17 protein-coding genes, 1 tRNA gene and 1 riboswitch are annotated in these 23,214 nt (G+C 67.8%); of the genes, 5 read left to right on the plus strand and 13 right to left on the minus strand.

Annotated features, from left to right (window positions below):
- Positions 1-66 precede the first annotated feature (66 nt).
- From ABTV68_RS10115 to polA, 3 genes are all read right to left on the minus strand, one after another.
- On the minus strand, positions 67-1,113 hold the full coding sequence (locus ABTV68_RS10115) for an LLM class flavin-dependent oxidoreductase (RefSeq protein ID WP_433677505.1): 1,047 nt from the start codon (positions 1,111-1,113) through the stop codon (positions 67-69).
- 92 nt (positions 1,114-1,205) lie between these two features.
- Complete coding sequence (locus tag ABTV68_RS10120; protein ID WP_433677507.1) at positions 1,206-2,879, minus strand: DUF885 domain-containing protein; 1,674 nt, start codon at positions 2,877-2,879, stop codon at positions 1,206-1,208.
- Between the two features lie 67 nt (positions 2,880-2,946).
- Entirely contained in the window at positions 2,947-5,577 is a 2,631-nt protein-coding gene (gene polA / locus ABTV68_RS10125; protein WP_433677508.1) for a DNA polymerase I, read from the minus strand.
- 43 nt (positions 5,578-5,620) lie between these two features.
- Between polA and ABTV68_RS10130 the strand changes: the two genes are divergently transcribed.
- Positions 5,621-6,049 (plus strand): hotdog fold thioesterase, encoded by a 429-nt coding sequence (locus ABTV68_RS10130; RefSeq protein WP_433677509.1) that lies wholly within the window; start codon positions 5,621-5,623, stop codon positions 6,047-6,049.
- Positions 6,050-6,101: 52 nt separating this feature from the next.
- Here the strand turns inward: ABTV68_RS10130 and ABTV68_RS10135 are convergent, their stop codons facing one another.
- Positions 6,102-6,722, minus strand: coding sequence for an ANTAR domain-containing response regulator (locus ABTV68_RS10135; protein WP_433677510.1), 621 nt, complete (start codon positions 6,720-6,722; stop codon positions 6,102-6,104).
- Positions 6,723-6,799: 77 nt separating this feature from the next.
- Positions 6,800-6,885 (minus strand) — tRNA-Leu (locus tag ABTV68_RS10140).
- Between the two features lie 76 nt (positions 6,886-6,961).
- Positions 6,962-7,057: riboswitch (TPP riboswitch) on the plus strand.
- Here ABTV68_RS10140 and thiM point away from each other — a divergent pair.
- From thiM to ABTV68_RS10160, 4 genes are all read left to right on the plus strand, one after another.
- Positions 7,048-7,863, plus strand: a complete 816-nt coding sequence (thiM, locus tag ABTV68_RS10145) for a hydroxyethylthiazole kinase (RefSeq protein ID WP_433677511.1) — start codon at positions 7,048-7,050, stop codon at positions 7,861-7,863. Its footprint overlaps the riboswitch before it by 10 nt.
- On the plus strand, positions 7,860-8,513 hold the full coding sequence (gene thiE, locus ABTV68_RS10150) for a thiamine phosphate synthase (RefSeq protein ID WP_433677513.1): 654 nt from the start codon (positions 7,860-7,862) through the stop codon (positions 8,511-8,513). The genes thiM and thiE overlap by 4 nt, the downstream gene beginning before the upstream one ends.
- Positions 8,510-9,943 carry a bifunctional hydroxymethylpyrimidine kinase/phosphomethylpyrimidine kinase gene (gene thiD / locus ABTV68_RS10155; RefSeq protein ID WP_433677514.1) on the plus strand — a complete coding sequence of 478 codons (1,434 nt, stop codon included), beginning with the start codon at positions 8,510-8,512 and terminating at the stop codon, positions 9,941-9,943. Before thiE ends, thiD begins: the two co-directional genes overlap by 4 nt.
- Before the next feature lie 323 nt (positions 9,944-10,266).
- Positions 10,267-11,376: a calcium:proton antiporter gene (locus ABTV68_RS10160; RefSeq protein WP_433677515.1), complete on the plus strand. Its 1,110-nt coding sequence runs from the start codon at positions 10,267-10,269 to the stop codon at positions 11,374-11,376.
- An 81-nt stretch (positions 11,377-11,457) separates the two neighbouring features.
- Here ABTV68_RS10160 and pyk read toward each other — a convergent pair whose 3' ends face one another.
- The 8 genes from pyk to ABTV68_RS10200 form a co-directional block, all read right to left on the minus strand.
- Positions 11,458-12,900: a pyruvate kinase gene (pyk, locus tag ABTV68_RS10165; protein WP_433677516.1), complete on the minus strand. Its 1,443-nt coding sequence runs from the start codon at positions 12,898-12,900 to the stop codon at positions 11,458-11,460.
- A gap of 56 nt (positions 12,901-12,956) precedes the next feature.
- Positions 12,957-14,423, minus strand: coding sequence for a glutamate synthase subunit beta (locus ABTV68_RS10170; RefSeq protein WP_433677518.1), 1,467 nt, complete (start codon positions 14,421-14,423; stop codon positions 12,957-12,959).
- On the minus strand, positions 14,416-18,984 hold the full coding sequence (gltB, locus tag ABTV68_RS10175) for a glutamate synthase large subunit (RefSeq protein WP_433677520.1): 4,569 nt from the start codon (positions 18,982-18,984) through the stop codon (positions 14,416-14,418). The genes ABTV68_RS10170 and gltB overlap by 8 nt, the downstream gene beginning before the upstream one ends.
- 61 nt (positions 18,985-19,045) lie before the next feature.
- Positions 19,046-20,050, minus strand: a complete 1,005-nt coding sequence (gene lgt / locus ABTV68_RS10180; protein ID WP_433677521.1) for a prolipoprotein diacylglyceryl transferase — start codon at positions 20,048-20,050, stop codon at positions 19,046-19,048.
- A gap of 58 nt (positions 20,051-20,108) precedes the next feature.
- Positions 20,109-20,891, minus strand: coding sequence for a tryptophan synthase subunit alpha (gene trpA / locus ABTV68_RS10185; RefSeq protein ID WP_433677522.1), 783 nt, complete (start codon positions 20,889-20,891; stop codon positions 20,109-20,111).
- Positions 20,888-22,102 carry a tryptophan synthase subunit beta gene (gene trpB, locus ABTV68_RS10190; protein ID WP_433677523.1) on the minus strand — a complete coding sequence of 405 codons (1,215 nt, stop codon included), beginning with the start codon at positions 22,100-22,102 and terminating at the stop codon, positions 20,888-20,890. The genes trpA and trpB overlap by 4 nt, the downstream gene beginning before the upstream one ends.
- Positions 22,099-22,908 carry an indole-3-glycerol phosphate synthase TrpC gene (gene trpC, locus ABTV68_RS10195; RefSeq protein ID WP_433677592.1) on the minus strand — a complete coding sequence of 270 codons (810 nt, stop codon included), beginning with the start codon at positions 22,906-22,908 and terminating at the stop codon, positions 22,099-22,101. The genes trpB and trpC overlap by 4 nt, the downstream gene beginning before the upstream one ends.
- A 2-nt stretch (positions 22,909-22,910) precedes the next feature.
- Positions 22,911-23,141: a DUF6704 family protein gene (locus tag ABTV68_RS10200; protein ID WP_433677524.1), complete on the minus strand. Its 231-nt coding sequence runs from the start codon at positions 23,139-23,141 to the stop codon at positions 22,911-22,913.
- Positions 23,142-23,214 lie beyond the last annotated feature (73 nt).

Consider the following 23,214-nt stretch of genomic DNA (forward strand, 5'->3'; position numbering starts at 1 on the left):
TCGCTCATCGTATCGGGCGCCCGCGGAGCGAATGAACCGCCGGGCGCCCATATGACGCTGCGCGACTCAATCGGCCAGCAACGCCCGCACGCGCGGAATGACCTCGGTGCCGTAGAGCTCGATGCTGGTCATCAGGTGCTCGTGCGGCGTGGTTCCGGAGGCGAACTTCATGTCGAAGCGCTGCGCTCCCAGCACCGAGATCGTGTGCGCGATCTTGCGCGCCACGGTGTCGGGCGAGCCGATGTACTGCGACCCGTCGGGTCCCACCTCCTGCAGGAACCGAGCCCGCGAATAGGGCGGCCAGCCGCGCTCCGCGCCGATGGTGTTGTTCATCGCCTCGAGGCCCTCGTAGGTCTGCTCCTGGGCCTCCGCGTCGGTCGCGGCGACATGACCCGGAGAGTGGACGCCGACAGGCAGAGGTGCATGGCCGAACTCCGCCACAGCGTGATGGAACAGGTCAACCAGCGGACGGAAGCGTTCGGGGGCGCCGCCGATGATGGCGAGCATCAGACCATAACCGTACCGCGCGGTCCGCACGACGGACTCGGGCGATCCACCCACACCCACCCAGGCACGAACGCCGTTCGTCGTCTTCGGGAACACGTCCGCGTTCACCAGCTCGGCACGGGTGCGTCCGTTCCACGAGACCGGCTTCTCCTCGCGCAGCCGCGAGAACAGCTCCAGCTTCTCCTCGAACAGCGTCTCGTAGTCGGCGAGGTCGAAGCCGAACAGCGGAAACGACTCGATGAAGCTGCCGCGGCCGAGAATCACCTCGCTGCGGCCGTTCGACAGCGCATCCAACGTGGCGAAGCGCTCATACACGCGCACGGGGTCATCGGAGCTCAGCACCGTCACCGCAGTTCCGAGCTTGATGCGCTCGGTGCGTCCCGCGATCGTGGCCAGCACGATCTCCGGCGCCGAGACGGCGAACTCCTTCCGGTGGTGCTCCCCCACGCCGAAGAAGTCGACACCGACCTTCTCGGCCAGGTCCGCCTGGGCCACCACATTGCGCAGCGTCTCCGCATCCGAGAGGAGGTTGCCGTCCAGATCCCGGCTGATGTCGCCGAAGGTGTCCAGACCGAGTTCGATGTCAGCCACGGGGGCTCCTTTCATCCATGTGAATGCAACGTCGAGGCGCTCACGACATTCCCGAAACGACGAAACGGGCGGGATCCGCAGACCCCACCCGTTTCGTCGTTTCGATATCAGGAACCGAGAATCGCGGTCCGCAGGGTGTCGAGGCCGACGCCGCCCATGTTGAGGGCAGTCCGGTGGAACTCCTTGATGGAGAACGCTTCGCCGGCACGCGCCGCAGCCTCGTCCCGCACCTGCTCCCAGATGCGCTGGCCGACCTTGTAGGACGGAGCCTGCCCCGGCCAGCCGAGGTAGCGGTTCACCTCGAACTTCACGAACTCGTCCGGCATATTGACGTTGGCGCGCATGAAGTCCAGCGCGTAGTCGGCGTCCCAGGTACCGGTGCCATCCAGGCGCGGCTTGCCCAGGTGCACGCCGATGTCCAGCACGACGCGCGCGGCGCGCATCCGCTGACCGTCGAGCATGCCGAGGCGATCCGCCGGTGCGTTGAGGTAGCCGAGCTGCTCCATCAGACGCTCCGCGTACAGCGCCCATCCCTCGGCGTGGCCCGAGGTGCCGGCCAGGAGACGGCGCCACGAGTTGAGTTCGGCCCGGTTGTACGTGGCCTGCGCGATCTGCAGGTGGTGACCGGGAACGCCCTCGTGGTAGACGGTGGTGAGTTCACGCCACGTGTCGAAGGTGGTGACACCCTCGGGGACCGACCACCACATGCGTCCGGGTCGCGAGAAGTCATCAGTGGGACCCGTGTAGTAGATCCCGCCCTCCTGCGTCGGCGCGATCATGCACTCGAGCTTGCGGATCTCCTCCGGGATGTCGAAGTGCGTGCGGCCGAGTTCGGCGACCGCCTGGTCGCTGGTGCGCTGCATCCACTCCTGGAGCGCTTCGGTGCCGTGCAGTTTCAGCGACTCGTCCTGCTCGAGGAAGGCCACCGCCTCCTCCACCGATGCGCCAGGCAGGATCTCGTTCGCGATGGCGGTCTGCTCGGCCACCATGCGGGCGAGCTCCTCGCGCCCCCACTCGTAGGTCTCGTCGAGATCGATGGTCGCGCCGAGGAACGAGCGGGACATCAGAGCATACAGATCGCGACCCACCGCGTCGTGCTCGCTCGCGCCGGCCAGCAGGTCACGGGAGAAGAACTGTCCGAGTTCCTGGTATGCGACGCGCGCGGCGTTGGCGTTGTCTGCGATCTCACGCGCGAGGGATGCGGGAAGCTGTCCCTCGGCGGGCTGCGCGTTACCGGCGAACTCCGCGAAGAAGCCGGAGTCCGCCTGAATGCGATCGATCTGGCCGATCGCCTCGATCACCTGGCGACGCGCAGGGACGATGCCCTGGCGCAGTCCCTCACGAAGCGTCTCCTCATACCCGTTGAGCGCACCGGCCACAGCGGCGAGGCGGGTGGAGATCACCGACCAGTCCTCGACACTGTCGGTGGACATCAGGTCGAACACCTCGCGAACGCTCTGCACCGGCGACGCGATGACGTTCACGTCGCGCAGGTGCCAGCCGGCGTCGCGGATCTCCAGGTCCAGGTCGAGGGAGCTGAGCAGGTCGGTCTGGGTGACGCGGTCGATCGCGTCGACGGGCTCCAGGGCGGCGAGGGCATCGCGTGCGGCGCGCGTCGCCTCCGCGGCGCGCTCGTGTCCGGCCAGGCTGAGGTCGTCCAGACGCGCGTTGTGCTCCGTCCGGCCGATGTAGGTCGCGATCGAGGGGTACAGATCGGCGACTGTGTCTACCCAGGCCTCGGCGACGCCGTCGATGGGCGTGGGGTTTCGGGGGTCAGTCATCCCTTCAGTTTAGGACGTGACCACCCGATCCCGCCTCCGCTCTGCACAGAGCCCCGTACGCGCCGACTCAGTGAGCCGCCTCGTCCCAGTTGGATCCGCGGCCCACCTGCACGTCGAGGGGCACCGAGAGCTCCGCCGCATCGCCCATCCGTGCCCGGACGATCGCCTCCGTGGCATCCCACTCGCCTGCGGCAACCTCCACCACGAGTTCGTCGTGGATCTGCAGGAGCACTCGCGACTTCATGTCGGCTGCGCGCAGATCCTGATGGATGTGGAACAGCGCGATCTTCATGATGTCGGCCGCGCTGCCCTGAATCGGGGCGTTCAGCGCCGCACGTTCTGCGTTCTCCCGCAGCACGCGATTGGGGCTCGTCAGGTCGGGGAACGGCCGGCGACGACCGAAGATGGTCTCCGTGTACCCGTCCACCTTCGCCTTGCCCACGGACTCGCGCAGATAGTCGCGCACGGCTCCGAAGCGCGCGAAGTAGTCCAGCATGAGCTGCTTGGCCTCCGCTTGCTCGATGCGCAGCTGCTTGGACAGACCGAACGCGGACAGACCGTAGACCAGGCCGTACGACATCGCCTTCACCTTCGAGCGCATGGCGCTGGTGACATCGGCCGGCTCAACCCCGAAGACGTGCGCCCCGACGTACCGGTGCAGGTCCTCGCCGGTGTTGAAGGCCTCGATCAGCCCGGGGTCGCCCGACAGGTGCGCCATGATGCGCATCTCGATCTGCGAGTAGTCGGCCGTCAGCAGCGTCTCGTAGTCGGCACCCACCTCGAAGGCAGCACGGATGCGACGGCTCTCCTCGGTGCGCACCGGGATGTTCTGCAGGTTGGGGTCGGTGCTGGAGAGCCGGCCCGTCTGGCTCCCGGTCTGCACGTAGGTGGTGTGCACACGGTGATCGGGCCGGATGGCCACGTCCAGCGACTCGATGATCTGACGGAGCTTCGTCGCCTCGCGGTGCTGCGAGAGCAACTCGAGGAACGGATGCGGCGCCTTCTCCTGGATGTCGGCGAGGGAGGCTGCATCGGTCGAGTAGCCCGTCTTGGTCTTGCGCGTCTTCGGCAGCTCGAGCTGTTCGAAGAGCACCTCCTGCAGCTGCTTCGGTGAGCCGAGGTTCACCTCACGTCCGATAGCACCATAGGCGTCCTGCGCGATCACCTCTGCTCGAGCGCCGAGTTCTGACGAGAAGGTGGAGAGCTTCTCGTGGGAGACCTGCACGCCGGAGAGCTCCATGTCCGCCAGCGCGGCGAGGGTGGGCAGTTCGATGTCCTGCAGCACCGAGACGACACCCTCCGGCATCTGCTCGCGGATCGCCTCGGCGGTGCGCAGAGTGAACCACGACAGCTGTCCCGGTGTGGCACCCTCCGTCTCGGGAACAAGTTGGCGCGGGTCGGCCTCGGGGAGCTTCTCGCCCAGATACCGCTCCACCAGATCCGCCAGGGACTTGTCGGGATAGCTCGGACGCACCAGCCATCCGGCGAGGTTCGTGTCGAAGACGATCCCGGCCAGGTCTCCGCCCAGCGCTCGCACGGCCTTCAGCTGCGGCTTCGCGTCGTGCAGCACCTTCTCCGCCGGCGAGGCGAGCCAGGCGGCGAGATCGGCGTCATCGCTCCAGTCGAACTCGACGGATTCGCTCGCGTCGGCCACGCCCACCCGCGAGGGCGTCAGACCGTTGACCGTGATCGTGAGCGCCAGTGGCGCGTCCTCACGAGCGCGAACCCATGCGACGGCCTCTGCCACACCGACCTCGCGCGCGGGCGGAACGTCCACCGCCGTGTGCGTCTCCGCCTCGCCGGCGTCTCCCCCCGCCGCCTCGAACACGCGCGGCAGCAGCGTTCGGAACTCCAGACGGCCGAACACATCGCGCACGGCCGGCCCATCAAGCGGACGGACAACCAGGTCACCCGGCCCGACGGGAAGCTCGACATCCGTGACGAGACGGTTGAGCTTGCGGTTGCGCCGGACGTCGTCCAGGTGCTCGCGCAGATTGCCGCCCACGACACCCTTGATCTCGTCCGCACGCTCCAGCAGCGCGTCCAAGGAGCCGAACTGCGTCAGCCACTTGACCGCTGTTTTCTCTCCCACCTTCGGCACACCCGGCAGGTTGTCGCTGGTCTCCCCGACCAGAGCGGCGATGTCGGGATACTGCTCCGGCGGCACGCCATAGCGCTCCACCACGGTGGCGGGGTCATAGCGCTTGAGCTGGGAGACGCCTTGAACCGACGGGTACAGGAGGGTGACGTCCTCGTTCACGAGCTGGATCGAGTCGCGGTCTCCCGAGACCACGAGAACCTCGTAACCCTGCTCCCGGCCCTGCACCGAGAGGGTGGCGAGGATGTCGTCGGCCTCGAAGTCCTCCTTGGTGATCACCGTGATACCCATGGCGGCCAAGGCCTCCTGGATGAGCGGGATCTGACCCGAGAACTCCTTCGGCGTCTCCGCCCGGGTGCCCTTGTACTCCGCGTACTCGCGCGTGCGGAACGATTGCCGCGAGAGGTCGAACGCGACCGCCATGTGGCTCGGCTGCTCCGCCTTGATGAGGTTCACGAGCATCGAGAGGAAGCCATAGACGGCGTTGGTGTGCTGCCCGTCTTTCGTGGTGAAGTTCTCGACCGGCAGCGCGAAGAACGCGCGGAAAGCGAGCGAATGGCCGTCAACGACCAGGAGGGTAGGCTTTGCGGAGTCCGTCACCCCTCCAGCCTAATGAGGGGCACCGACATGGAGCGAGGAGAGCATGAGCGAAGGCGCCGCGGAGATCGAGAAGAGCCCCCTGGAATGGGCGCGCGAGCGGGGTCTCGGAGCCCTCGCGGACAAGATGGGCATAGAGCTGGTCGAGTTCACCACCGAGCGTGTCGTGGCCACGATGCCAGTGCTCGGCAACACCCAGCCACTCGGGTTGATGCACGGCGGCGCGTACGTGGTGCTGGGTGAATCGCTCGGTTCGATGCACGCGACCCTGCTCGCAGGACCTGGGCGTTACGCCGTGGGAATCGACATCAACGCCACACACACGGCCTCCATCACCGAGGGTTTCGTGACGGGGGTGTGTACGCCAGTGCACGTGAGTCGCTCGCTCGCGGTGCACGAGATCGCCATCACCGATGATCGGGGCAGGCGCAACTCCACCCTGCGGATCACCAACATGCTGCGCGACGTCCGATAGCAGTGAAACGACGAAGGCCGCCCCGAGGGGCGGCCTTCGTGATGTCGGGGGTTCAGGCCTTCTTCGGCGCGAGCTGGTCGATGATGGCCTTGGCCACGTCCTGCATGGTGAGGCGGCGATCCATCGACGCCTTCTGGATCCAGCGGAACGCCTCGGGCTCGGAGAGGCCCATCTTCTCGTTCAGCAGGCCCTTCGCCCGGTCCACGAGCTTGCGGGTCTCGAAGCGCTCGACCATGTCAGCGACCTCGGCCTCGAGCGTGATGATCTGCTCATACCGCGCCAGGGCGATCTCGATCGCGGGCAGCAGGTCGTTCGGCGTGAACGGCTTCACGACGTAGGCGAGCGCACCGGCCTCGCTTGCACGCTCGACGAGCTCCTTCTGGCTGAATGCCGTCAGCAGCACAACGGGTGCGACGTGGTTCTTGCTCAGCTTCTCGGCAGCCGTGATGCCATCCATCTGGGGCATCTTCACGTCCATGATCACCAGATCGGGGCGCAGCTCGGTCGCGAGGGCAACAGCCGTCTCGCCGTCGCCGGCCTCACCGACGACATCGAATCCGTTGTCGCGCAGGATCTCGACGATGTCGAGACGGATGAGCGATTCGTCTTCCGCAACAACCACACGACGAGGCGTGGGAGCGGCCGGAGTTTCGGTCTGGTCCTGATCGGTCACCAGCCGATTCTATGGCATACATCCGTGATTCACCCGGACAGCCACGCTTCGCGGGAGCCGTGGCCGGAGAACCGATCTGGTGCCGGTGGTGGGACTCGAACCCACACGCCCTTTCGGACAAAGCATTTTGAGTGCTCCGCGTCTGCCATTCCGCCACACCGGCAAGTGCGTTGAAGACCACTCGACACTACCGCACGACTCCGCCGCTTCGCGCATCGCCTGCAACGCGCGCTAGGCTGACCGGCGACACGGGGTGCGCCCACCAGGGCGCTGAGATCACACCCGTCGAACCTGATCTCGTTCACACGAGCGGAGGGATGTCACCATGACGTCGTTCGTCCATACGTCCGTTTCCGTCGAGGACTGCGCACTGCTTCTCGATCGTCTCAGGGAGCGCGCGCCGCTGGTGCAGGCCATCACCAACGGCGTCGTGACCAACTTCACTGCGAACGTGCTTCTCGCCCTCGGCGCGGCACCCGCGATGGTTGACATCCCGGTGGAGTCCGGAGCGTTCGCCGCCATCGCCGACGGGTTGCTGGTCAATCTCGGAACGCCCCACGAAGAACAGCGCCGGGCGATGCGCGAGGCCGCAGAAGTCGCACGCGCCTCGGGCGTGCCGTGGGTGCTCGACCCGGTCGCCGTCGGCTTCCTTCCGGTGCGCACGTCCCTCGCGGCGGACCTGCTCTCTTTCGAGCCCACGATCATCCGGGGCAACGCGAGTGAGATCCTGGCGCTCGCCGGCGTTGGTGCCGGTGGGCGCGGCGTCGACGCGTCGGATGGCGTCGAAGCCGCGAGCGAGACCGCAAGCCAACTCGCGCTCCGCACGGGCGCGGTCGTCGCCGTGAGCGGGCCCGTGGACCACCTCACGGACGGTCGGCGGCGGGTGCGCGTCGGAACAGGGACCCCGCTCCTCACCCGCGTCACCGGTGGCGGGTGCGCCCTGGGCGCCGTCATGGCGGCGTTCGCCTCGCTGACCGATGACGCGCTCCTCGCCGCCACCGCGGCGACCACCGCTTACACGATCGCCGCGCAGACAGCGGCAGCTTCGTCGAGCGGCCCAGGCAGCTTCGCCGTCGCCTTCCTTGACGCGCTCTCGACGCTCACAGCCACCGATGTCCGCGAGCTGGGAGCGGTGTCATGACGATCGCGGGCATCTACCTCGTCACGACCGAGCCCCCGGCGGGAACCAGCCTGCTGGACGTCATCGATGCCGCCGTTGATGCAGGCGTCGAAACCGTGCAGCTGCGAGCGAAGCAGTCGGCGACGCGCGACTTCCTGGACCTCACCGCAGCAGCGTCCGACGTGATTCGTGGGCGGGCGCGGCTCCTCATCAATGATCGGGTGGACATCGTGCTCGCCGCGCGTGCCTCGGGCATTCACGTCGACGGTGCCCATCTGGGACAGAGCGATCTCCCGCCCGCGATAGCCCGCACACTCCTCGGCGACGAGAGCGTGCTGGGGCTCACGGCGGACACGCGCGCACATCTCGCAGCCCTGGACGGCGAACCATCGAGTGCCGTCGACTATCTCGGCGTCGGTGCCATCCATCCCACCAGCACGAAGCCGGATCATCCGCGGCCGCTCGGTGTCTCCGGTTTCGCGGAGTTCGCAGAGAGCGCGCCGCTGCCCTGCGTCGCGATCGGGGGGATCACCGTGGCGGACGTCGCGGCGCTTCGGCGAGCCGGTGCGGCGGCGATCGCCGTGGCCTCAGCGATCTGCGCGGCAACGGATCCCGGCCGCGCCGCCGCCGACCTGGTTTCCGCCTGGACGTCTGCCGAGGTGACGCGATGATCCCGCGCGTGCTCTCGATCGCCGGATCGGACCCGAGCGGCGGAGCGGGGATCCAGGCCGACATCAAGTCGATCAGCGCACTGGGCGGCTACGCAATGGCGGCCCTCACTGCCCTCACTGCGCAGAACACGCGAGGCGTCACGGCCGTGCACGCGGTGCCGCCGGAGATGGTCCGCACTCAGCTCGACACGCTGTCCGCTGACGTGACGATCGACGCCGTGAAGATCGGCATGCTCGGCACCGAGGCCAGCATCGGCGTCGTCGCCCAGTGGCTGCGCGCCCACCGCCCGCCGATCGTCGTCCTGGATCCGGTGATGGTCGCCACGAGCGGTGATCGACTGCTGGAGGCGCCCGCCGAGGCGGCGCTACGCGCCCTCAGCGCCCTGGCGGACGTTGTCACGCCGAATCTGCCGGAGCTCGCCGTACTCGCCGACGAACCAGCGGCGGCGGACTGGCCTGCGGCGCTGGACCAGGCACGACGTGTCTCGCAGCGCGACGGTGTCGTGGTGCTCGTCACGGGTGGCCACCTCAGCGGCGATCGATCTCCGGACGCTCTCGTTGACGCGAGGACCGATCGGGTGATCATCATCGATGGCGAACGCATCGAAACCCGCAACACGCACGGCACCGGCTGCTCCCTCTCCAGCGGCCTGGCCACGATGCTGGCACAGGGTCGGTCGGTGGAGACCGCGCTGCGGGAGACGAAGCACTGGCTCAGTCTGGCGATCACAGCGGGGGCGGCCCTCCAGGTCGGCGGCGGGCACGGACCGATCGATCATTTCGTGCGCTCACGCCCGTTGGACGATCCTGCGCGCTGGTGGTCGCTCATCAAAGACGTCCGCGGGCAGATCGATGGCTGCGCGTTCGTGCAGGCGCTCGGCGACGGAACGCTCGATCCCGCCGCGTTCCGGCACTACGTTCGCCAGGATGCGCTGTACCTGCGCGACTACGCGCGTGTGCTCGCCCGTGCCAGCACGCTGGCTCCCTCACGCGAGGAGCAGACGTTCTGGGCGGATGCGGCCAGTGCGGCGATCACGGGTGAGCTGGAACTGCACACCCGATTCCTCGGTGAGGAGCCCGACGTCGGAGAGATGTCCGGGACGACCCGGGCCTACCTCGACCACCTGCTGAGCGCCGGCCCGAGCTACGCGGTGGTGGTCGCCGCCATCCTCCCCTGCTACTGGATCTATCAGGATGCCGGCGAACGACTCGCCGCCCGAAACCGCGCGGATCATCCGTACGTGACCTGGTTGTCCACGTACGCGGACCCGGCCTTCGCGAACGCCACGCGTCGAGCGGTGGAGTACGCGCGGATGGCGTGTGCGGCAGCGGGACCGGACGAACGGGCGGCCGCGGAACGGGCGTTCATCCGAGCCGCCGAGCACGAGCTGGCATTCTTCCGTCAGCAGGATCATCTGGTGGACCGCTGAGTCGGATGCCGAGACCGCCCCGCCGGACGCCTTCGGATCGGCGATCGGGCGGTACTCGGCTCCTGGCCGGCTGCGCTGGTCGGGACGATCCGCGTCCGATCTCGGATCCACGGTGTCGCCCTTCAATGGTCGCGCGCCACCACAGCACCAGGAGGGTGACCAGCCCGGTGAGCGCGATCACGACGATGGCCCAGGGGGCACGGCCTCGCTCTGCACAGGCGTTGTCAATGATGCGGCGATAGAGTTGCAGCGTCAGATCGCGATCGGGACGACCCGGTCGAGCACGATGTGCGAGGACGACCTCGCGGAAGCACGGAACGCTCGTGACCGTCTCGCAGATCCGTCGGATTCTCTCCCCCGCAGCCCTCTTCCGGCTCGTACTCCCCTGGGCCGCGGTGGTCGCCACCGCCCTCCTTCCCCACGAACTGCCGCTGCCCGCCGTATGGCTCGTGCTCGGAGCCATCGTCGCCGTGATCCTCGTCGCCGCGTTCGGCGTCGTGCACGAGGCCGAAGCGCTGGCACATCGTCTCGGCGACCCCTACGGAACACTGGTGCTCACGCTCAGCATCGTGCTGATCGAGGTGATTCTGATCTCCGCCGTCATGCTCGGCCCCGGTGAGCACGCGACCATCGCCCGAGACTCCGTCACCGCGGTGATGATGATCATCCTGAACCTCGTGGTCGGCGTCTGCCTCCTCGTGGGTGGGCTGCGGCACGGGGCGATGCGCCCGAACCGCTCCGGGTCGAGTGTGTACGTCGCGATGATCGCCGTGCTGTCGGCGACCGCGATGATCATCCCGGCCGCGCTGCCCGGCGGCGCATACCCTGCTGCCGCAGCCGTCGCGGTGAGCGTGATCACGATCGTGCTGTACGGCTTCTTCCTGTGGCGTCAGACGGGTGTGCAGGCGGACGATTACCGCGAGGTCGGCGAGGTTGCGCAGACGCAGCGGGCACCGCTGGCTGACACGGTCCGGGACCACGGGCGCGAGCTCGCTGTGCGTACGGCGCTCCTTGTGGCGACGATGGTGCCGATCGTGCTGCTGTCTCACCACCTCGCGACGCTGCTCGATGTCGCGTTCGACGCGATCGGCGCGCCGACCGCACTCGCGGGCGTCGTGATCGCGCTGATCGTCTTCACGCCGGAGACCATCACCGCGGTGCGGGCCGCCCGCACCGGCGAGATCCAGCGTGTCGTGAATCTCTGTCTCGGTGCGTTCGTGTCCACGGTCGGCCTGACGATCCCCTCGGTGCTGGTCATCGGCTTGGTGACCGGACAGTCGGTCGTTCTCGCCGAGTCGCCGATCATGCTGGTGCTCGTGGCAGCCACCATCGTCACCACCGCCGTCACGTTCCTCGGCAAGCGCGTGACCGCCACGCATGGCGCCGTCCACGCCGCCCTCTTCGCCCTCTTCGCCGTGCTGCTGTTCCTCTAACCCCGCCGAACTCACCCCAACACAATGGCCGGCCCCGAAGGACCGGCCATTGTGTTGCACGAGGGAGTCGTGCGGGGCTGCTTATGCCTCGTAGGCGGGGGCGGCGCCGTGAACGGCGTCACCGACCTTGTGCACGCGCAGATCGTTGGTGGAGCCCACGATTCCGGGAGGGGAACCGGAGATGACCACGACCTTGTCGCCGGGCTCAGCGAGACCGGACGACAGCAGGTGCTCGTCCACCTGGGCGAACATCGCGTCCGTGTGCGACACGAAGTCGACCAGCGTGGTGCGGATGCCCCAGGTCAGCGACAGACGGCGACGGATCGCGGGGTCCGGCGTGTACGCCAGCATCGGGATCTTCGAACGCAGGCGCGACATGCGACGAGCCGAGTCACCCGACTGCGTGAACACGCAGAGGAACTTCGCCTCGACGAAGTCCGCGACCTCGGCGGCCGCCAGCGTGATGGCGCCGCCCTGGGTGCGGGGCTTCGTGCCGATCGGCGCGATGCGCTCCAGGCCGTGGTCCTCAGTCGACTCGATGATGCGGGCCATCGTCTGGACCACGATCACCGGGTAGTCGCCCACGCTGGTCTCGCCCGAGAGCATGACAGCGTCGGCACCGTCGAGAACGGCATTGGCGACATCGGAGGTCTCGGCGCGCGTCGGCACCGGGCTGGAGATCATCGACTCGAGCATCTGCGTGGCCACGATGACCGGCTTCGCCATACGACGCGCCAGCTCCACGGCGCGCTTCTGCACGATCGGCACGGCCTCCAGGGGAAGCTCGACACCGAGGTCGCCACGGGCCACCATGATGCCGTCGAAGGCGTCGACGATCTCTTCGAGCGCATCAACGGCCTGCGGCTTCTCGATCTTCGCGATAGTGGGCAGGAACTTGCCCTCCTCTCGCATGATCTCGTGCACGCGCTCGATGTCGGCGGCGTTGCGCACGAAGGACAGGGCGATGAGGTCCGCGCCCGTCTTGAGAGCCCAGCGCAGGTCCTCCTCGTCCTTCTCGCTCAGCGCGGGGACGTTCACGGCCACGCCGGGAAGGTTGATGCCCTTGTTGTTGGACACGTTGCCGGCCACGATCACGCGGGTGGTCACGGTAGTCCCGTCGGACTCCACGACCTCCACACGGACCTTGCCGTCGTCGATCAGCAGGTGATCGCCCGGCTTCACGTCCTGGGGCAGGCCCTTGAACGTGGTGCCGACGATCTCCTTGGTACCGGGGACGTCTTCGGTCGTGATCTTGAAGATGTCCCCGACTTCGAGGTAGTGGGGTCCGTCCGCGAACTTCGCGAGGCGGATTTTCGGACCCTGCAGGTCCACCAGGACGGCGACGGCGCGACCAGCGTCGTCAGCGGCCCGACGCACGTTCGCGTAGTTCGCGTCGTGCACCGAGTAGTCGCCGTGGCTGAGGTTCAGCCGGGCGACGTCAACGCCCGCGTCGATAATGGCGCGGACACTCTCATAGGTGGATGTTGCAGGTCCCAGGGTTGCGACGATTTTCGCGCGTCTCATCCGTATGTGCTCCGGTTGTCTGGGTGGGGGTTTTCGGGCCGAGGGCCGGTGCCAGCCTACGCGGTGGGCAGACCGATGGCGACTTCGCTCGCCCGGACGGGCGCGGCGAGCGTCGACGTTCCCATCAGGTACGCATCCACGGCTGCTGCCGCGGCGCGTCCCTCCGCGATGGCCCAGACGATCAGGGACTGACCCCGACCGGCATCGCCGGCCACGAACACCCCGGGTGTCGTGGTGCTGTAGTCGTCCTCGCGGGCGAGTGCGCCTCGCTCCGTGAAGACCGCGTTCAGCTGCGCGTCGATGCCGGAACGCTCGGGCCCGGTGAAGCCCATCGCGATCAGCACGAGGTCGGCGGGGATCTCCCGCTCGGTTCCATTCTTGGGCACGCGACGGCCGTCCACGAACTCGGTCTCGGCGACACGCAGAGCGCGCACCTCTCCCGCCTCGTTCGACAGGAACTCGACGGTGGAGGCCAGGAAGACCCGCTCACCGCCCTCCTCGTGCGCGGAGGAGATCTCGAACACGGTCGGGTCCATCGGCCACGGCTGGTGCTCCGGGCGCTCGGTTCCGGGCTGGCGGCCGATCGCGAGGTTCGTGACGCTCAGCGCGCCCTGGCGGTGGGCGGTACCGATGCAGTCCGCACCGGTGTCGCCACCGCCGATGACCACGACATGCTTGCCCTCGGCGCTGATCTGGTTGGCCACGGTGTCGCCCGCAACCACCTTGTTCGACTGCACGAGGTAGTCCATCGCGAAGTGAACGCCCGCAAGGTCGCGGCCGGGGATCGGCAGGTCGCGCGGCACCGTGGAACCGGTCGCAACCACGATCGCGTCATAACGATCCTGCAGATCCGACCAGGTGATGTCCCGACCGATCTCGACGCCGGCGCGGAAACGCGTGCCCTCGTCCTGCATCTGACGCAGGCGCGTCTCGAGGTGGTGTTTCTCCATCTTGAAGTCCGGGATGCCGTAGCGCAGCAGGCCGCCGATGCGGTCGTCACGCTCGAACACCGCCACGGTATGACCGGCGCGCGTCAGCTGCTGGGCAGCGGCGAGACCGGCGGGGCCGGAGCCCACGACCGCGACCGTCTTGCCGGTGATGCGTCCCGGCGGCTGCGGCTGCACCCAGCCGTTGCCGAAGGCCTCGTCGATGATCGTCTGCTCGATCGACTTGATCGTGACGGCGGGCTGGTTGATGCCCAGCACGCAGGCGCTCTCGCACGGTGCCGGGCACAGGCGGCCGGTGAACTCCGGGAAGTTGTTCGTGGCGTGCAGGCGATCGATCGCCGCGCGACCCTCGCCGCGCCACGTCAGGTCGTTCCACTCCGGGATCAGGTTGCCCAGCGGGCAGCCCTGGTGGCAGAACGGCACACCACAGTCCATGCATCGACCGGCCTGACGACGCACGACCGCCGTGTCACCGGGCTCGTACACCTCCCGCCAGTCCATGATCCGCACCGGGACGGGGCGGCGGCTGGGCAGCTCGCGCTGCGTGGTCTTCAGGAATCCCTGGGGGTCAGCCACGGGTCACCTCCAGAATCTGGTGCCAGACGACGTCGCCGTCGGGGTCGAGCCCCGCGGCCTCCGCGTCCTGGCGGGTCTTGAGAACGGCCGCGTAGTCGCGCGGCACCACGCGGGCGAACTGCGGCGCCTCGTCGTGGAAGTTGGCCAGCAGCGAGGCGGCACGGGTGGACCCGGTGCGCTCGACGTGCTGCGTGAGCAGGTCGCGAAGGATCTCCTCGTCCGCGGCCCCCAGCGACTCGACGCGCAGCTCACCGCTGCGCAGGGCGTCCTGGTTCACCAGTTCGCGGCGCAGGCGATACACGTACGCCGTTCCACCGCTCATACCGGCACCGAAGTTGCGTCCGGTGGAACCGAGGATCACGGCCAGACCGCCGGTCATGTACTCGAGCGCGTGGTCACCCACACCCTCGACGACGGCCGTCGCACCGGAGTTGCGCACGAGGAACCGCTCCCCCACGACGCCACGCAGATACAGCTCACCCGACGTCGCACCGTAGCCGATGACGTTGCCCGCGATGACGTTGCGGGAGGCGTCGAAGCGCACCGCCGCCGGCGGCTGCACCGTGACGATCCCGCCGGAGAGGCCCTTGCCCACGTAGTCGTTGGCGTCGCCGGACAGGTTCAGGGTGATGCCGGAAGGCAGGAACGCCCCCAGCGACTGACCGGCGGAGCCCTGCAGGTTCACCGTGATCGAGTCGGCGGGCAGACCGAACTGCCCGCGTGCCTTCGTCACCTGATGCCCGAGCATCGTGCCGACCGCGCGCTCCGTGTTCCGAATCGGCAGATCGATCGTGACCGTGCCGCCATCAGCGATCACCGCGCGGGAGCGGTTGATGAGCTCGACGTCGAAGTGCTTCTCCAGCTCGTGGTTCTGCTCCCGACCGTGCTTGCGCGGCGCGTCTGCGGGCAGGTCCGGGCCGGCGAGAATCGGCGTGAGGTCAAGCCCCTGCGTCTTCCAGTGGCGAACGGCGTTCTCCACGTCGAGCAGCTCGGCGTGGCCGACCGCCTCGTCGATGGAGCGGAAGCCGAGCTTGGCGAGGTACTCGCGCACCTCCTCGGCGATGAACTCCATGAAGTTGACGACGTACTCGGCCTTACCCGTGAAGCGCTCGCGCAGCACCGGGTTCTGGGTGGCGACACCCACCGGGCAGGTGTCCAGGTGGCACACGCGCATCATGATGCAGCCGCTGACCACCAGCGGAGCCGTGGCGAAGCCGAACTCCTCGGCCCCGAGCAGCATGCCGATGATGACGTCGCGTCCGGTCTTCAGCTGACCGTCGACCTGAACGACCACGCGGTCGCGCATGTCGTTGATCATCAGAGTCTGCTGCGTCTCGGCGAGGCCCAGCTCCCACGGAGTTCCCGCGTGCTTGAGCGAGTTCACCGGGCTGGCACCCGTGCCGCCGTCGTGTCCGGAAACGAGCACGACGTCGGACAGCGCCTTCGCGACGCCGGCCGCCACAGCACCGATGCCGGACTGCGACACCAGCTTCGTGTGGATCCGCGCCGACGGGTTCGCCCGCTTCAGGTCGAAGATCAGCTGCTTGAGGTCCTCGATCGAGTAGATGTCGTGGTGCGGCGGCGGAGAGATGAGGCCGACGCCCGGTGTGCCGCCACGCGTGCGTGCGACCCACGGGTACACCTTCTCCGGCGGCAGCTGACCGCCCTCGCCGGGCTTCGCGCCCTGCGCCAGCTTGATCTGGATGTCGTCGGCCTCGGTCAGGTAGAGGCTCGTCACGCCGAAGCGGCCGCTGGCGACCTGCTTGATGGCGCTCCGACGCTTCGGGTCGAGCAGTCGCTCGACGTCCTCTCCACCCTCACCGGTGTTGGACTTGCCGCCGATGCTGTTCATCGCGATCGCGAGCGTCTCGTGGGCCTCGCGGGAGATCGAGCCATAGCTCATCGCTCCGGTGGAGAACCGCTTGACGATCGACGACACCGGCTCCACCTCGGACAGCGGCACCGGCGGACGCATGCCGAAGCGCAGTCCGAACATGCCGCGCAGCGTCTTCAGTTCCGCCGCCTGGTCGTCAACGGCCTTCGTGTACTCGCGGAAGATGTCGTAGCGACGCGTGCGCGTGGAGTGCTGCAGCCGGAACACCGTGTCCGGGTTGAACAGGTGCGGCGGGCCGCTGCGGCGCCACTGGTACTCGCCACCGGTCCACAGCCGCTCGTGCACGCGCGCGGCTTCGTCCTTGGGGTACGCGAAGTCGTGACGCTGCTGGTTCTCGGCCTCCAGCACGGCGATGTCGACGCCGCCGAGCTTCGATTCGGTGCCGACGAAGTACGCGTCGATCAACTGCTGCGACAGACCGATGGCCTCGAACACCTGGGCGCCCGCGTAGGAGCGGACGGTGGAGATGCCCATCTTCGACATGATCTTCAGCACGCCCTTGCCGAGCGCGTGGATCAGGTTGTGGACGGCCTCGTGCTCGGTCACGCCCTCGATGAAGCCGGTGCGCACCAGGTGCTCCACGGTCTCCATCGCCAGGTACGGGTTCACGGCAGAGGCGCCGTAGCCGATCAGGGTCGCGACGTGGTGTACCTCACGAACGTCACCGGCTTCCACGATCAGTCCCACCCGCATCCGCGTCTCGCGACGGATCAGGTGGTGGTGAACGGCGCTGGTGAGCAGCAGCGACGGGATCGGCACCAGGTCCTTGTCGCTGTCGCGGTCCGACAGGATGAGGAACTCGGCACCCGACGCGATGGCGGCGTCGACCTCGTCGTAGATCTCCTCGATGCGCTTCGCGAGCGTGCCGGGACCGGCGTCGAAGTGGTACAGACCGCGGATGGTCGCCGATGAGCGACCCGGCAGCGCCTTCGCGATGTGCTGGATCTTGGCCAGTTCGTCGTTGTCGATCACCGGGAAGTCGAGCGTGACGCTCTGGGCGTGCTCGGGACCCCAGGAGAGCAGGTTCTTCTCCGGACCGATGCCGATGCGCAGGCTCGTCACCACGGACTCGCGGATGGAATCCAGCGGCGGGTTGGTGACCTGCGCGAACTGCTGCGTGAAGTAATCGAACAGCAGGCGGGGGCGGTCGCTCAGCACGGCGATCGGGGTGTCCGAACCCATCGCGCCCAGCGGCTCCGCGCCCGTGCGTCCCATGGGGGCGAGGATCTTGGTGACCTCTTCCTCCGTGTAGCCGAAGGTGCGCTGGCGGCGCGTGATCGACGCCACGGGGTGCACGATGTGCTCGCGGTCGGGAAGGTCGGCGAGGCGCACGGCGCCGGTCAGCCACTCCTCCCACGGCTCCAGGTTGGCAAGCTCGGTCTTCACCTCGTCGTCGCTGATGATGCGACGCTGCTCGGTGTCGACGAGGAACATGCGGCCCGGCTGCAGACGACCGCGGCGCTTGATGCGCTCCGGCTCGAACTCCAGCACGCCGGTCTCGGAACCGATGACCACGAGACCGTCACGCGTCTCGGTCCAGCGTCCGGGGCGCAGTCCGTTGCGGTCGAGCGTGGCACCGACCAGCGTGCCGTCGGTGAACAGCAGCGCGGCCGGTCCGTCCCACGGCTCCATCTGCATCGCGTGGTACTCGTAGAAGGCGCGGAGCTTCGGGTCGATGTCCGACTGCTTCTCGTACGCCTCGGGAACCATCATCATGATCGCGTGCGGGAGGCTCCGACCGGTCAGGGTCAGCAGCTCCAGCACCTCGTCGAAGGAGGCGGAGTCACTCACACCGTCGGTGCAGACCGGAAGCAGGGGTGCCATGTCGCCCAGCAGCTCGGACTCGAGCTGGGACTGACGGGCGCGCATCCAGTTGCGGTTGCCGCCCACGGTGTTGATCTCGCCGTTGTGCGCGAGCATGCGCAGCGGCTGCGCGAGCGGCCATGAGGGGAAGGTGTTCGTCGAGTAGCGCGAGTGCACCACGGCCAACTTCGAGGCGAAGCGCTCGTCCTGCAGGTCCGGGTAGAACGGCTCGAGCTGAAGGGTGGTGACCATGCCCTTGTAGCCGATGGTGCGCGAGCTCAGGGAAACAAAATACGCGCCCTGCTCGGTGCGGGCGCGTGTGCGAAGGCGGTAGGCGAGACGGTCGAGTCCCAGGCTGCTCATGGCCGGAGCGCCACCGATGGCGGGGCGCGACAGGAACAGCTGCTCCACCTGCGGGCGAGCGTTGAAGGCGAGCTTGCCCAGGTTCTCCGGAGCGGTCGGAACGACACGCCAACCCAGCACCTCCAGGCCCTCGGAACGGGCGATGTCCTCGATGGCGGCCTTCTGGGCCAGGCGCGGCTCCTCCTCCAGCGGCAGGAAGGCAGCACCGGCGACGTACTCGCCCACGGCGGGGAGGTCGAAGTCGACGACGGCGCGGAAGAACTCGTCCGGCATCTGGGTGAGGATGCCTGCGCCGTCACCGGTTCCCGCGTCGGAACCGATGGCACCACGGTGCTCGAGGTTGCGCAGCGCCTCCAGGGCGAGGCTCACGATGTCGTGGCCCGCTTCACCGCGAAGGGTCGCGACCATGGCGAGGCCGCAGGCGTCCTTCTCGAAGCGCGGGTTGTACAGGCCCTGCTGGGCCGGGAAGCCGGCGAGGCCGGTGGGAAGGGTCGATGACATGGCGTCGTCCCCGGTTTCTCTCAAGGGGTTCGTGGGACGACGTCGGCCCGCGAGGAGGGTATTAGGCGCCGGCAACCTTCGTGGTTTCGGCGGAGGGTCCGCTCGTGGCGGCTTCGGAATCGTCCGTGGACTGGGCGGGTGGCTCGCTCACGTCGACGTATTCCGGGGTGGCTGCGGACGAGCCTACCGCATTCTGCGGACCACGGCCGACAACGTACGGCGAGGGTTCCTGTCCCTTGTGGCGCGACTGGACGATCAGGACGACCAGACCGATCACGATTCCGAGGATGGCGGACCACACGTTGGTGCGCAGGCCCAGGATGATGTCGCTCGGGTCGATGCGGATCGACTCCCAGACGACACGACCGGCCGAGTACCAGATCAGGTAGACGGCGAACAGGCGGCCCCACTGCATGGCGATCTTCTTGCGCAGCATGAGCAGGACCACGACGCCGAGGACGTTCCAGATGATCTCGTACAGGAACGTCGGGTGGAACAGCGTGTCCTCGCTGAGGCCGACCGGAATGGCATCGTTCGGGCGCGGGATCTCCAGTCCCCACGGCACATCCGTGGGAAGACCGAACAGCTCGTGGTTGAAGTAGTTGCCGAGGCGACCGATCGCCTGCGCGAGCAGCATCCACGGCGCGATCGCATCCGCAAAGGTCCAGAACCGCAGTCCCGTCCACTTGCAGCCCAGCCACGCCCCGATGGCACCGCCGATGAGGGCGCCGTAGATGGCGATGCCGCCCTCCCAAATCTTCAGCCACGCGAGAGGGTCGGTCTGACCCTCACCGAAGTAGAAGCCGAAGTGGGTGAAGACGTGGAACAGCCGCGCACAGATGATCGAGATCGGGACAGTGATCAGCAGGACGTCGACGATCACCCAGGGCTCCGCGCCACGCTTGGTCAGCGTGCGGTTGGCCGCGACCGTCGCGATGATGATGCCCAGGATGATGAACAACGCGTAGAACTTGATAGAGAACGGGATGCCGAACATCGTGAAGTCGAACGAGTTGATCTCCGGGCTCGGAATGCTCGCGGGCAGGGCCAGGGCGGAAAGCAGCATGGTTACGAGTCTACGACGCCCGAGGACGCTCCCCCGTCACCGGCGACGTAACCCGCGGTCAGCGGCGCGTTCCCGCCGACAGGGCGCGTGCCTCCGCGGCGAGGCCATCGACGCCGCCGTCGCGCAGCGCACGGACGAGCGCAGTGCCCACGATCGCACCATCGGCGTATTCGAGCACCCCGGAGACGTGGTCCGCGTTGGAGATTCCGATGCCGACGCAGGCGCGACGGGCCCCCTGCTCACGCAGACGTGCGACCAGCGTGCGCGCCGCCGAGTCCAGCGAGGCGCGCTCTCCCGTCGTTCCCATCGTCGACACCGTGTAGACGAAGCCCGTGGACTTCTCGATGACCATGCGCAGACGCTCGTCGGTGCTGGTGGGTGCCGCGAGGAAGACCCGGTCCAAGCCCGTGCGCTCCGACGCCGCGATCCACTCGCCCGCCGCCTCGGGTGTGATGTCCGGGGTGATGAGCCCGGCGCCGCCGGCAGCCAGGAGATCGTCCGCGTACCGGTCGACGCCGTACTGCAGCACCGGATTCCAATACGTCATGACGAGGATCGGCACGTCGACGCGGTCGGCGATCGCGCGAATGATCGGGAACAGCTGCTTCAGCTTGAAGCCGGCCGCCAGCACCTGCTGCGTGGCCTCCTGGATGACGATGCCGTCCATCACGGGATCCGAGTACGGCGGCCCGAGCTCGAGGATGTCCGCGCCGTTCTCGGCGAGGGCGACGGCTGCCTCCACGCTCGTCTCGATGTCCGGGAATCCGACCGGCAGGTACCCGATCAGCGCTCCGCGTCCCTCGGCTTCGGCACGTGCGATGGCGTCTTCGACGCGGCTCATTCCTGCTCCCCCGCAGCGTCGTCGTACAGCCCGAAGTACCGGGCCGCCGTGTCCATATCCTTGTCGCCGCGACCGGACAGGCACACCGCGATCAGCGCGTCGGGCCCGAGCTCCTTGCCGAGCCGGATGGCGCCGGCCAGGGCGTGCGCCGACTCGATCGCGGGGATGATGCCCTCGGTGCGGCTGAGCAGGCGCAATGCCTGCATGGCCTCGTCATCGGTCGCCGGGATGTACTCGGCGCGTCCGATGGACGCGAGCCACGAGTGCTCCGGACCGACACCGGGGTAGTCGAGTCCGGCCGAGATGGAGTGCGACTCCACCGTCTGGCCGTCCTCGTCCTGCAGCACGAACGTCCTCGCACCATGCAGGACGCCGGGGCGACCGCGTTCGATAGAGGCGGCGTGCTTGTCGGTGTCGACGCCGTCACCGGCCGCTTCGACGCCGTAGAGCTTGACGGACTCGTCGTCCAGGAACGCGTCGAACATGCCGATCGCGTTGGAGCCACCGCCGACGGCTGCGACCACGGCATCGGGAAGGCGTCCCACCTGCGTGAGCAGCTGATCGCGGGCCTCCTCCGAGATGACCTTCTGGAAGTCACGGACGAGCGCCGGGAACGGGTGTGGACCCGCCGCCGTGCCGAAGATGTAGTTGGTGTTCTCGACGCTGGCGACCCAGTCTCGGTACGCCTCATTGATCGCGTCCTTCAGGGTGCGCGATCCGGTCGTCACGGGGATGACCTCGGCGCCCAGCAGCCGCATACGGGCGACGTTGAGCGCCTGACGCTCGGTGTCCACCTCGCCCATGTAGATGGTGCAGTCGAAGCCGAACAGTGCGGCAGCCGTCGCCGTCGCCACACCGTGCTGGCCCGCACCGGTCTCCGCGATCACGCGCGTCTTGCCGAGTCGCTGCGTGAGCAGCGCCTGGCCGATGACGTTGTTGATCTTGTGAGATCCGGTGTGATTGAGGTCCTCACGCTTCAGGAAGATCCGCGCACCACCCGCGTGCTCGGCGAACCGCGGCACCTCCGTGATCGGCGACGGACGACCCGCGTAGCTGGTCAGCAGCTCGCGGTACTGGGCCCAGAATGTCTCATCCGCCATCGCGGACTCCCACACCCCGGTGAGCTCATCGATTGCGGCGATCAGGGATTCCGGCATGAACCGGCCCCCGAAGTCGCCGAAGAACGGACCGTGCTGATCGCGCAGACTCACGGCGTCTGGCTCCCGTCTGCCGACGCGACGAACGAGCCGGCCTGAAGGTACTGGGTGAGGGTCGCCACCGGATCACCGGTGACAAGGGCTTCTCCGATGAGCACCACATCGGCACCTGCGGAGCGGTAGTGACGCACGTCCTCGGGAGAGAGGACCGCGGATTCGGCGATCTTGATGACGTCGGCCGGGAACATGTGCACCAGCGAGCCGAACAGATCGCGATCGAGCTCGAACGTGGACAGATTGCGCGCGTTGACTCCGACGAGCTTCGCGCCGAGTGCGAGAGCGCGCTCGACCTCCTCGGCCGAGTGCGTCTCCACCAGCGGTGTCATCCCGAGCGAGAGGATCAGCTCGTAGAGGTGACGCAGCGTGTCGTCGTCGAGCGCCGCGACGATGAGCAGGACGAGGTCAGCACCGGCGGCGCGCGCCTCGTACACCTGGTAGTCGGTGGCGATGAAGTCCTTACGCAGCACCGGAAGGGTGACCCTGGTGCGGACCGCCTCCAGGTCGGCCAGGCTGCCACGGAACTTGCGTTCCTCGGTCAGCACGCTGATCGCAGATGCCCCGCCCTGCTCGTAGAGAGCTGCCTGGTGCGCGGGATCGGGGATCTCGGCGAGGTGTCCGCGCGACGGTGACGCGCGCTTCACTTCGGCGATGATCTTCACGCCCTCGGCAGGGGCGAGGGCCGCCAGCACATCGAGGGCAGGAACGCGGTCTGCGGCGTCCTGACGGACCCGGTCCAGCGGGCGAACGAGCTCACGTGTGCGGGCATCCGCCACGGAGCCGGCCGTCAGGTCGGCGAGCACCATCAGTGCTGCTTCGCGACGTACTTCGGGCCCTTCACGCCGTAACCGGCCTTCGCCATCGCCCAGCCGACGATCCATCCGACCACCAGGAGACCGGCCGACGCCCAGACGCCGACAGGCACGTCCAGTGCGAAGAAGATGGTTCCCAGCGTGAAGGCGAGGAGCATGATCACCACTGCGGTCCACGCCGCGGGCGAGTGTCCGTGGCCGGGGTCAGCGATGGGGTTGCTCATGGAAATCTCCTCCAGGAAAACGGGTGTTCGGTTCAGTGTATCGAGTCCCCACCAGCGAACAGGAATCCGCGGT

Origin of the sequence: Microbacterium gorillae, assembly GCF_050990725.1 — a bacterium.
GTDB lineage: Bacteria > Actinomycetota > Actinomycetes > Actinomycetales > Microbacteriaceae > Microbacterium > Microbacterium gorillae_A.

Excerpts from the sequence above, each read along its gene's own strand:
- ABTV68_RS10115 (WP_433677505.1), bottom strand. The coding sequence starts at position 1,113 with ATGAAAGGAGCCCCCGTGGCTGACATCGAACTCGGTCTGGACACCTTC.
- ABTV68_RS10120 (WP_433677507.1), bottom strand. The coding sequence starts at position 2,879 with ATGACTGACCCCCGAAACCCCACGCCCATCGACGGCGTCGCCGAGGCC.
- ABTV68_RS10130 (WP_433677509.1), top strand. The coding sequence starts at position 5,621 with ATGAGCGAAGGCGCCGCGGAGATCGAGAAGAGCCCCCTGGAATGGGCG.
- thiM (WP_433677511.1), top strand. The coding sequence starts at position 7,048 with ATGACGTCGTTCGTCCATACGTCCGTTTCCGTCGAGGACTGCGCACTG.
- thiE (WP_433677513.1), top strand. The coding sequence starts at position 7,860 with ATGACGATCGCGGGCATCTACCTCGTCACGACCGAGCCCCCGGCGGGA.
- thiD (WP_433677514.1), top strand. The coding sequence starts at position 8,510 with ATGATCCCGCGCGTGCTCTCGATCGCCGGATCGGACCCGAGCGGCGGA.
- pyk (WP_433677516.1), bottom strand. The coding sequence starts at position 12,900 with ATGAGACGCGCGAAAATCGTCGCAACCCTGGGACCTGCAACATCCACC.
- gltB (WP_433677520.1), bottom strand. The coding sequence starts at position 18,984 with ATGTCATCGACCCTTCCCACCGGCCTCGCCGGCTTCCCGGCCCAGCAG.
- lgt (WP_433677521.1), bottom strand. The coding sequence starts at position 20,050 with ATGCTGCTTTCCGCCCTGGCCCTGCCCGCGAGCATTCCGAGCCCGGAG.
- trpA (WP_433677522.1), bottom strand. The coding sequence starts at position 20,891 with ATGAGCCGCGTCGAAGACGCCATCGCACGTGCCGAAGCCGAGGGACGC.
- ABTV68_RS10200 (WP_433677524.1), bottom strand. The coding sequence starts at position 23,141 with ATGAGCAACCCCATCGCTGACCCCGGCCACGGACACTCGCCCGCGGCG.